General features: G+C 67.7%; 11 protein-coding genes and 3 pseudogenes. 4 read left to right on the top strand and 10 right to left on the bottom strand.

Annotated elements, in window-relative coordinates; translation table 11 throughout:
• From AB0D27_RS43935 to AB0D27_RS43925, 3 genes and pseudogenes are all read left to right on the top strand, one after another.
• The coding region (locus tag AB0D27_RS43935; protein ID WP_362520882.1) for a cbb3-type cytochrome c oxidase subunit I at positions 1–1,437 on the top strand (1,437 nt) is incomplete at its 5' end.
• A complete protein-coding gene (locus AB0D27_RS43930) occupies positions 1,434–1,811 on the top strand; it encodes a cytochrome C oxidase subunit I (protein WP_362520879.1) in 378 nt (125 codons plus the stop codon). The genes AB0D27_RS43935 and AB0D27_RS43930, both read left to right, overlap by 4 nt.
• Before the next feature lie 215 nt (positions 1,812–2,026).
• A pseudogene (locus AB0D27_RS43925) lies at positions 2,027–2,769 on the top strand (IS5 family transposase).
• A 289-nt stretch (positions 2,770–3,058) separates the two neighbouring features.
• On the opposite strand, the gene AB0D27_RS43920 reads toward AB0D27_RS43925, so the two are convergent.
• From AB0D27_RS43920 to AB0D27_RS43875, 10 genes and pseudogenes are all read right to left on the bottom strand, one after another.
• A complete protein-coding gene (locus AB0D27_RS43920; RefSeq protein ID WP_362520876.1) occupies positions 3,059–3,400 on the bottom strand; it encodes a hypothetical protein in 342 nt (113 codons plus the stop codon).
• A gap of 268 nt (positions 3,401–3,668) precedes the next feature.
• On the bottom strand, positions 3,669–3,803 hold the full coding sequence (locus tag AB0D27_RS43915) for a hypothetical protein (RefSeq protein WP_362520888.1): 135 nt from the start codon (positions 3,801–3,803) through the stop codon (positions 3,669–3,671).
• Positions 3,804–3,815: 12 nt separating this feature from the next.
• Positions 3,816–3,905: pseudogene (locus AB0D27_RS43910) on the bottom strand (hypothetical protein); the annotation flags it as partial.
• A 52-nt stretch (positions 3,906–3,957) separates the two neighbouring features.
• Entirely contained in the window at positions 3,958–4,380 is a 423-nt protein-coding gene (locus AB0D27_RS43905; RefSeq protein WP_362520874.1) for a hypothetical protein, read from the bottom strand.
• 97 nt (positions 4,381–4,477) lie between these two features.
• A complete protein-coding gene (locus tag AB0D27_RS43900; RefSeq protein WP_362520871.1) occupies positions 4,478–4,924 on the bottom strand; it encodes a hypothetical protein in 447 nt (148 codons plus the stop codon).
• Between the two features lie 250 nt (positions 4,925–5,174).
• On the bottom strand, positions 5,175–5,384 hold the full coding sequence (locus AB0D27_RS43895) for a DUF6243 family protein (RefSeq protein WP_362520868.1): 210 nt from the start codon (positions 5,382–5,384) through the stop codon (positions 5,175–5,177).
• 676 nt (positions 5,385–6,060) lie between these two features.
• A complete protein-coding gene (locus tag AB0D27_RS43890) occupies positions 6,061–7,035 on the bottom strand; it encodes a hypothetical protein (protein WP_362520866.1) in 975 nt (324 codons plus the stop codon).
• A gap of 142 nt (positions 7,036–7,177) precedes the next feature.
• Positions 7,178–7,398: pseudogene (locus tag AB0D27_RS43885) on the bottom strand (hypothetical protein); the annotation flags it as partial.
• 56 nt (positions 7,399–7,454) lie between these two features.
• Positions 7,455–7,751, bottom strand: coding sequence for a transposase family protein (locus tag AB0D27_RS43880; RefSeq protein ID WP_362520885.1), 297 nt, complete (start codon positions 7,749–7,751; stop codon positions 7,455–7,457).
• Between the two features lie 276 nt (positions 7,752–8,027).
• Positions 8,028–8,879, bottom strand: a complete 852-nt coding sequence (locus AB0D27_RS43875) for a class I SAM-dependent methyltransferase (protein ID WP_362520864.1) — start codon at positions 8,877–8,879, stop codon at positions 8,028–8,030.
• A 137-nt stretch (positions 8,880–9,016) separates the two neighbouring features.
• Here AB0D27_RS43875 and AB0D27_RS43870 point away from each other — a divergent pair.
• Positions 9,017–9,792: helix-turn-helix domain-containing protein (locus tag AB0D27_RS43870; protein WP_362520862.1), on the top strand; the 776-nt coding region annotated here is incomplete at its 3' end.

Genomic DNA, 9,792 nt, shown 5'->3' with positions numbered 1-9,792 from the left:
CACGGCACGATCATGCTGCTGATGTTCGCGACGCCGCTGTTCGCCGGCTTCACGAACTGGATCATGCCGCTGCAGATCGGCGCGCCCGACGTGGCCTTCCCCCGGCTGAACATCCTGGCCTACTGGCTCTACCTCTTCGGCTCGACCATCGCGGTGGGCGGCTTCCTCACCCCGGACGGCGCGGCCGACTTCGGCTGGTTCGCCTACTCCCCGCTCAACGACGCGCATCACACGCCCCTCATCGGCGCCGACATGTGGATCATGGGTCTGGCCTTCTCCGGCTTCGGCACCATCCTCGGTGCGGTCAACTTCATCACCACCATCGTCTGCATGCGCGCGCCGGGCATGACCATGTTCCGCTTGCCAATCTTCACCTGGAACGTGCTGCTGACCAGTGTCCTGGTGCTGTTTGCCTTCCCCGTGCTCGCGGCGGCGCTGCTCGCGTTGGAGGCGGACCGAAAATTCGGTGCGCATGTCTTCGACGCGGCAAATGGCGGAGCCTTGCTGTGGCAGCACCTGTTCTGGTTCTTCGGCCATCCAGAGGTGTACATCATCGCGCTGCCGTTCTTCGGCATCGTCACCGAGGTCATCCCGGTCTTCTCCCGCAAGCCGATCTTCGGCTACATGGGCCTGGTCGGCGCGACGATGGCGATCGCGGGCTTGTCGGTCACGGTGTGGGCGCACCACATGTTCGTCACCGGTGGTGTACTCCTGCCGTTCTTCTCCTTCATGTCGTTCCTGATCGCGGTCCCGACGGGCGTGAAGTTCTTCAACTGGATCGGAACGATGTGGAAGGGCTCCCTGTCCTTCGAGACGCCGATGCTCTGGGCCACCGGCTTCCTGGTCACGTTTCTCTTCGGTGGCCTCTCCGGCGTCATCCTGGCCTCGCCGCCGATGGACTTCCACGTCTCGGACTCGTACTTCGTGGTGGCGCACTTCCACTACGTGGTGTTCGGCACCGTGGTGTTCGCGATGTTCTCCGGCTTCCACTTCTGGTGGCCGAAGATGACCGGCAAGATGCTCGACGAGCGGCTCGGCAAGATCACCTTCTGGACGCTGTTCGTGGGCTTCCACGGCACGTTCCTGGTGCAGCACTGGCTGGGTGCCGAGGGCATGCCGCGTCGTTACGCGGACTACCTCGCGGCCGACGGCTTCACCGCGCTGAACACCATCTCGACGATCAGCTCGTTCCTGCTCGGCATGTCGATCCTGCCGTTCCTCTACAACGTGTGGAAGACGGCGAGGTACGGCAAGCCGGTCGGCGTCGAGGACCCGTGGGGCTACGGCCGTTCGCTGGAGTGGGCGACCTCCTGCCCGCCGCCGCGGCACAACTTCCTCACCCTGCCGCGGATCCGCAGCGAATCCCCCGCGTTCGACCTGCACCATCCGGACATCACGGCGCTGGACAGAGAGGAAAACCTGGGGCTGCCCGCATGACGGACGCAGCAGGCCGCACCGGCCCGGAGCCGACGCTGTCCGCCGACGTGCTCAACCAGGTGGAGGGTTACCTACTGTGGCAGGCCCGCGTTGCGGAAGCAGAGCAGCGGGCTCGAGTCTTCACCGAGCCGTTGCAGTGGTTGACTACCGCGCAGCGGGAGGAGATCGAACGGCACTACATCCGCGACTGCCTGACGCGTGCACGAGTCGACCTGCACCGCATCGCCCAGCGCACCCGAGGCATCCGCGGCGAGTACGAGAAACGCTATCGCCAGCTACGGATGCGGTGCGTGGCCTGGTTTGTCACCTCCGTGGCCACCATGACAGCGGCAGCCGCCCTCACCGTTGCTACCGTGGCCCACACAAGGCCTTGAAAGAGCGTTTTGCTCCGGCAGGGGTGTTTGGTGGCGCTTCGGATGCCCGCCGCTCTGGGGCTGCTGGGGCCCAGGTGTGCGATGCGGTGATTGTGGCGGGAGGCGTCGTGCGGCAGGCTGGTTTGGGTAGTTCGCTCCTGTCTGATCCCGAGGCGTCCCCGTCTGACGACGTTTGCGCCCTGTGGACAGGCTGTGTCCGACGGCGCTAACGGAACATGACGCGTCATCGCCCGTATCCCAGCGATCTGTCCGATGGTGGGGTGCCCGCCCCAGCATGACCTGCGCCGGATCATGGACGCCATCCTGTATGTCGACCGGACTGGGATCCCGTGGCGCTACCTGCCGCACGACTTCGCGCCGTGGCAGACCGTCTACGGCTACTTTGCCGCGTGGCAGAAGGATGGCAGCTTCGACTAACTCAACGGCGTGCTGCGTCAGTTGGTTCGCCAGGCCGAAGGCCGGGACGCCGAGCCGAGTGCCTGTGTGCTCGACGCCCAGAGCATCAAGACCTCCGCAAACATGCCGGCCGCAGGCCAGGGCATCGACGCAGGCAAGAAGATCGCAGGCCGCAAGCGTCACCTCGGCGTCGACAGTCTCGGCCTGCTGCTGGCGGTCTGGGTCACCGCTGCCAGCGTCTCCGACAACGTCGGCGGCATCCAGCTGCTCTCCCGCCACCGCGAACCCCCGTATCACCAAAGCCTGGACCGACACCGGCTACCGCACCAAAGTCATCGACGTCGAAGCCGTCCACCGGGATCCCGCCGCAAAGGGATTCAAGGTGATCCCGCGACGCCGGGTCGCCGAGCGAACCTTCGACTGGCCCATGCACCACCGCTGCCTCGCCCGCGACTACGAGACCCACCCGCACCGCTCCGAAGCCATAATCCGCCTCGCGATGATCAACCTCATAAACAGACGACTGACCCGCGAATGCACCCCGAACTGGCGCGACACCTGACTCCGAACCAAACACCATCGCCAGGACAAAACACTCTTTCAGGGCTCCAGGGACGAACCCAGGGTCTTCGCCAGCCAGTCTGTACGACGAGCCCACCGTGCCGCTCAGCGACAAGGCCCGCGCCGACGTCCGCGCCGCCCGCCAGCGCGCCCAGCGTGGCGGAGCCGCCACACCATGGTCTGACACCACCCCGGTCACAGTGGCCCGGTCGGCGAACTCGCCGACCGCCCTGAGCCGGTCGGGTCCAGGTACGCGCCGATGCCGGGCGGGAGCACGGGCCGACTCGCGATCAGCGCGTTGATCGCTGCTCCATCGCCCCCAAGAACGCGGCGTCGTCGCTGCCCAGGGACCGGGGCGTCGCGCGACGGTGACGGGCGCCGAGCGGGCTGAGTTCGAAGGCCAGCCGTCCCAGCGCAATGAGAGTGCCCTGCCCGAAGACAAGAATCAGCCATGCCCCGTCGCGCCAGTACCAGTCCTCGGCCCAGGGTCGCATGATCGCCAGCGTCACGATGAGATGCGAGACGGCGATGATGATGCCCGCCCGCCGCCGCCGGGGACAAAGGAACGGCAGCATCGCCCAGAGCATGGAAGACAGCACCACCAAGGGGGCGACAAAGGCCAGACCGCACATGACAGACCTCAAAATCGGTAGAGAGTGCCAGCAACCGTCACACCGGCGGGTCCGTGGTACCAGCCCGGCGAGATATCGCCCGGATCACGATGCGGCCTCGGCCTCCCACTGGGCGAGCCTGTCACATGCGCTGGCGCTCACTGGCTTCGCAGCAGACCGGCACCCCTGCCCTAATCCTTCAAGATCATTACGCTTGAAGCTCAGACCTTGCGCGCGCAAAAACACCCACTTAGTGGGCGTTTGATGTAGGTGGATCGCCCTTTATCTACTAGTACGTTCCTCGCCAGGTGGGTGTGGTCTCGTCCGTGAGGCAACGGGCGATTTCGCGTCGGGTCTTGCCCTCCTTGATACGGCCCTCGTAGTAGTCCTGGGTGCGCGGGTCGACCCGCAGGCGGGTGAACACGATGCGATGCCGCGCGGCGTTGGCCTCACGGTCACCACCACGGTTGAGACGACGGAACTGCCCTCGTCCCGACGAACGCTCGACAGGGCTGGCCCCGCACAAAGCGCCGAAGGACGCCTCGCTGTCCAGCCGTTGCGGTTGTCCCCCGCCGTGATCAGCAAAGCGACGGCCGTGTCCGGACCGATCCCCGCCACTTCAAGCAGCTGCGGGGCATGGCATTCCACGAGTCGGGCCAGACGAGCGTCCACATTGGCCGCGCTCCCTCGACGACGGCTTGCGGCTCGCCTTGTCCGGCGGCCCAGGTCGGCGGCGCGGTGCGTGAGGGCCTGCCGTCGGGCCAGTAGCCGCGCTCGCTCAGCCAGCGCGGCCGCTTGCTCAGCCGCTCGAAGTCAAGGAGCCCCACCGCGTCCATGGCCCGCGTGACCTCGGCAATAGAGGGGAGCCCGTGACTATGCGCCGCGCCATAGAGGTGCACCCATGTGTCCATGAGAGCGCGCAGCCGCGGATGCTGCTCGTGCAGGACTCCCATGGACGCGTCGGCGGAGCTCAGAGACAGGCCGCGTCGGGGCGCCGCCATTCCCCGGCTTCTTGCTCTGCGCAGGGGACGAGGTCGGCAGGTGAGAGCGGGCCCACTCTTCCTCGTGCGCGGAGAGGACATCGGTCGGCACCTCCCATTAGATGTCGAGCCACTCCGGTGCATTCTCAAGCTCGGGCAGCTCCCGCAGCCTGACGTATGCCTCAAGCACCGACCCAGCTCGATACGCGGAGATGAAGGCATCGCGTACGTGATCGACGAGACGGGCCCGATTCAGCTGCAGCCAATGCGCGAACTGGCGGGCGTGAGCTGCTCCGTTGTGCACGGGCGCCAAGCCGATGCTCCGCCACGCGCGGTTTGCCTCGGCCAGTTCGACTCCGAGCGTGGTGAGCCTGCGCTGCCAGCCGTCGTCATCCATAAGGCGCATCAGCGGGCGGGTGAGCTGCGCGCGATCGTGGAATGTCTCCTGCCGGTGCTGGAGTTCTTCGGCGTGCGCGGCATCCACACAAGCCAGGAGCGGGACGAGGCGCGCACTGCCGGAGCGTACGGAGGACCGGTCGGAGAGCACGGCTTCCAGCTTGCCCACGGACGCACAGGAAGTCCGCGAGGTCCACCTCACCGACGTCAGGCGGCTCGGGTGATGCTGATGGTGCAGCTCGGGTGGTGGCGGTGACGGGGCTGCTGAATCTGCGGCTGCCCCTGGTGGTCGGCTGAGGCGCGGGTGCTCGGCCGAGAGCTGAGCGGGATCGGCCGCGCCCGGTACGGCAGCAGGGCCCGGAACGCGCGTCGCGGTCCGGGCCCTGCCCCATGCGGTGCCGCCCTGCGGCGGCGGTGCGTCAGCTCTGTGCGATGTCGTCGCCCGTCTGCCCGGCGCCCTCGGCTGCGCCTACCTTCTCGCGCATCTTGCGCACCAGCTCCGCCTTCTGGTCGGCGGCACCCTGGCGGTCGAGGTTGCGGTGCGGACCGTTGTTCTGCCGTTCGGCGCGGGACAGCTTCTTGCGCTGGCCGCCGCCCATGCCCACGGGGTTGTTGATGTTCTTGCTCACGGGTTCTCCCGGAATGATGTGAAGTGATCTACGGATTCATCGGTGGGGGACGGGCGCGGCAACGTCGAAGGACGTCAGCAGGGGCCCATCACGCTCTCACTCGTAAATCGGCGTCTGGAAGAACATGACCAAGACGTTACCCGGTTCCGTCGGCCCCGCACACCAAGTTTTTCGCCGTCCCGGCGTCGGCCGGATCTTCGGCGAGCGCCCGGGGTCAGCCGTTTCCTTCCAGTCAGCTAACGGACCATGCCCCCTCACATCACGGAGCGCCGCCAGATGGAGGCGAGCCAGCGGGGGTTCCGCAGCGCCATTCCTGTCACGTCCCTATCACGAACCTCAGGGACACCCTCACCTCACAGGGCTCTGACCTGGACCTACGTGCTCGCCCTGGACCGGGCACGCGCTGGATGCCCGCAGACGGTTTCTACGACATGTGCCAGGTCGTGCCGAGCGAGGGACCGAGGATGAGGACCGGGGCGTCTTCCGGGCCGTCGAAGCGGTACTGGAGGGCAGGAGTCTTCGTCTCGTTCACCGCTCCACGCTAACCGCCCATTCCGGCCCTTCCCGATGCGGGCCCCACGTCCTTACACCTGACTCCCGCGGATCATCGGCGACCCTCACACTCCCTTCACCGAAGGTCGGCGCGTCACCTGGGGCGGGGCCCGCCGAAGCCGGATCAGGCGCGCAGGGTGACGCCGAAACGGGTCCTCATCCGCCGCAGTTCCCACAGCGAGACGGCGGTCACCGACAGCGGCCCGCCCAGCGTGGAGCAGAACTGGACGACGGGCGGGCCCCCCGGCATGCCGTCGCCGATCAGGTTGAAGACCGCGAACACCCACACCAGCGCCAGGGTGAGGACGGGCGGCAGCAGCGGGTGGACCTGGGCGCTGTTGAAGGCACTGCGGGCCGAGTACAGCGACGCCATGAAGAAGAAGGGAAAACCCCACACGATCACGACGAGCGCGGCGACGGCCAGTACGTATTCCCACCAGCTCTTCCCGTCGCGGTCGTCGACGGTCAGGGCCGTAAGGGCGAGGATTCCGCCGATGACGACCAACGTCAGCACGTACCAGCCGACCGCCTTGAGCGGAGCGCTCAGCCGGGAGCGCAGATGCGGTCGCAGGTGCGGGGGCGCGTAGTAGATGAATCCGAGGATGACCAGGGGCGCGGCGATGATCAGCACGAACGGAGCGACGATGAGGTTGGCGACGCCGCTCCACGCCGCGTCCTCCCAGCGGTTCCGGTCCACGTTGTAGGCGAGGATCAGGGCGATGGTGGCGGCGGCACCGAGCACCGTGCGGGCCAGCTGGACGCGGTCCACGGCGCGGTCCACGATCCGGCCTTCACCCTCCTGCGCGAAGAGCCTGGTGGCGACGCGATGCGCGGAGCGCAGGATCGCGGAGACGAGCCCGAAGGGTGAGACGTACGACAGGCAGCCGCGGGAACGCCGGACGGCGGGCCTCGTGCGCTGGGGGCCGTAGGGGTACGGAGGCTGGTTCGGGTTCGGGTACCGGCCCGGATTCGGTGGTGGCGGTCCGTACGGGCCGCCCTGCGGTGGTCCGTAGGGAGCGCCCCAGCCGCCCTGGCCTCCCGGTCCGTTGCCGCCAGGCTGACCCGGGCCGTTTCCTGGCCCCCATCCCCCCGTAGCCATGCCGCTCCCCGTTCGCTTTCGGCCAGTTGCTGTGTGTGTCCTGTGGTGCCACGGCGCAGTGTAGTGGCACATCGGGTGACAGAGGCCGCGCTCGTTGCCGGTCGCGCCGCCTTGCCCGTCGCGCCACATAGGTGCATACCCGTCAGCGCTCCGGCGAAGCGCCGAGGCCGGCCAGGGCGCCGACCAGATCGAGGTCGGGGGTGCCGCGGGGCCACCAGTCGTCGTGGCCCGGTTCCGACTCGTACGCGTACCACAACCCGTCCCAGCCCAGGCGGAGTTGGACATGGCCGCGGGGGTGGGTGAGGTGGTCGCGCCAAGGGCGGAAGGGGCCGGCAGGTCGGCGGCGAGGAGGAGCGGGCGGGCGCACTGCCCCGAACTCGATGCCCTCACCAGGCACGTCCGTTCCTTCGGGGCGATACTCATCGAGCGCCAGGGCGAGCGCCTGCCAGACTGGGTCGACGCCGTCCGGCAGGACGACCTGCCGAGCCTTCACACCCTCGCCGCGTTCCGGTCCGTCGCCCGAACCTGCGGGTGAGACCGGGTACTTGCTCGGCGAAGGTCATGCGCTCGCAGGATTTCTCCTCGCAGACGAACCTCCGCACCCGCAACGACACCACGACGAACTTGCCCGCCGTCGTCAGATCATGAGGAAATCGCAGGTAGGAGCCGTGTATTCGCCCCGACCAGCACCCGCACCCCGGACGGGCCGCCCGCACTGGGGTCGTACGGGCCTCGACCCGGACGACCGTGTCGATCACCTCGACCGATCCCGCCAACACGCCCTCGACCGAGGAGAACAGCAGCTCGTTCAACTGTGGCAGCACTTCGTTCACGGCGAAGGACTGTCGACCACACCACCGTCCAGCCAGGCAATTTCCGGCTGACTTTAGTGGTAGTAGGCGGTCAGTGCGCGCACTGGCTGGCCGCGCATGAACCTAGCTCCACTCATCAGGCCCTTTTGGAATCGATCATCAAGGGAACCGGGAGGCGCTCTACCGGCGGACCGCCGAGATCAGTCCGCCGGGCCGCTCCTCGCGCTGCGGCGGGGTGCTGATCGGACGGCCGTAGGCGGCAGCGCGCTCGCGCAGGGTGTGGCTGTCGGCCTCCCAGCCGTGCCCGGCCAGCCAGCCCACCGGGTCGTCGGGCATCTCGGAGATCCACATGGATGCCGCCGATCCCTGCGCGGCATCCGCGCCGAAGCGCTCGATCACGCCGCGCGAGCCCAATGTCAGCCCTATCCGACTGCCTGCCGCCGACTGCGTGCTGATCCGGGCCAGCAGTAGCTCCACCGCGTCCTCGGGCAGATAGATCAGTAGTCCTTCGGCGATCCACACGGTCGGCATGGCCGGGTCGTGCCCTGCGGCGGCCAGCGCGCCTGGCCAGTCCTCACGCAGATCCACCGCGACGGTGATCCGCTCGCAGCCTGCGACGGCCCGCTCCTGGCGCAGCACCGAAGCCTTGAAGTCCAGTGGCGCGGCGGTGTCGACCTCGAACAGCCGGGTGCCCTCGGGCCAGTCCATCCGGAAGGCCCGGCTGTCCATGCCGGCGCCGAGCAGCACGACCTGCCGGACCCCGGACGCGGAGGCCTGCTGCAATAGGTCGTCGAGGAACTTCGTCCTGATGACGATGGAGAACGACACGGCCAGGCGGCGGCGTCGCGCGGCCTCGTCATCGGGCAGCGGCGGCGAGGAGGGCCACAGGCCGCCGGCGGTGGCGAAGGCCTGTGCCAGTGGGTCACGGAACAGCGCGTTCTCCCGCTCGGTCTCCAGCGCCCGCACCCTGGCCACTCCCACCGCCGTGGCCCACACTCCCGACGGCTGCACCCGCTCCTGCTCATCAGTCACCGCGCCAGCCTAGATGATCGATTCCAAGGGGCCTGATGATGGGAGCTGGTGCCGCATCAGGCAACGTTTGCCCTGTTGTGATGTGACGCGCCGCCTCGGTACTGTGCCGGGCGGCGCGTGTCCGTCACGCTGTCCCGGTGGCGGAACGAGTACGTGTACGCGAGATCGACGATGACGAGGGCAGACGGCTGCTGCGGATCATCCGCCGGGGCACCGGGTCGGTGGTGACCTGGCGGCGTGCCCAGATGATCCTGCTGTCCGCGCAGGGCATGCCGGTGGCGAAGATCGCCGAAGTGACGTTCACCAGTGATGACCGGGTCCGCGATGTGATCCACAACTTCAACACCGACGGTTTCGACTCCCTGTATCCGAAGTACAAGGGTGGTCGGCCGAAGACCTTCTCCCTGCCTGAGCGGCGCGAGATCAAGAAGATCGCGAAGTCCAAGCCGGCCGAGCACGACCTGCCGTTCTCCACCTGGAGTCTGACCAAGCTGGCGGACTTCCTGGTCGCCGAGGGGGTGGTCGACGACATCAGCCACGAGGGCCTGCGCATCCTGCTCCGCGAGGAAGGCGTCACCTTTCAACGCCTGAAGACCTGGAAGACCTCCCGCGACCCCGACTACGCGGCCAAGAAGGCCCGCGTCGAACACCTCTACGCGATCGCCGACAGCGAGGTCATACCCGAGGCGGACGAGCCCGAAGTCGTCTTCTGCATGGACGAGTTCGGCCCGCTCAACCTGATGCCCCACCCAGGCCGGCAGTGGGCCGAACGCGGAGGCAAGCACAAGAACCCCGACCGCGGACCGCGCCGACGGCGGCGGGCCACCTACAACCGCTACGGCGGAGTGCGGCACCTGTTCGCCGCCCTGGACCTGGCCAAGGACAAGCTCTACGGCCACATCAAGCCGGTCAA

This window comes from Streptomyces sp. NPDC048415 (assembly GCF_040651675.1).
GTDB lineage: Bacteria > Actinomycetota > Actinomycetes > Streptomycetales > Streptomycetaceae > Streptomyces.
The sequence above is the reverse complement of the archived record's forward strand: the minus strand, read 5'-3'. Positions and strand labels throughout refer to the sequence as shown.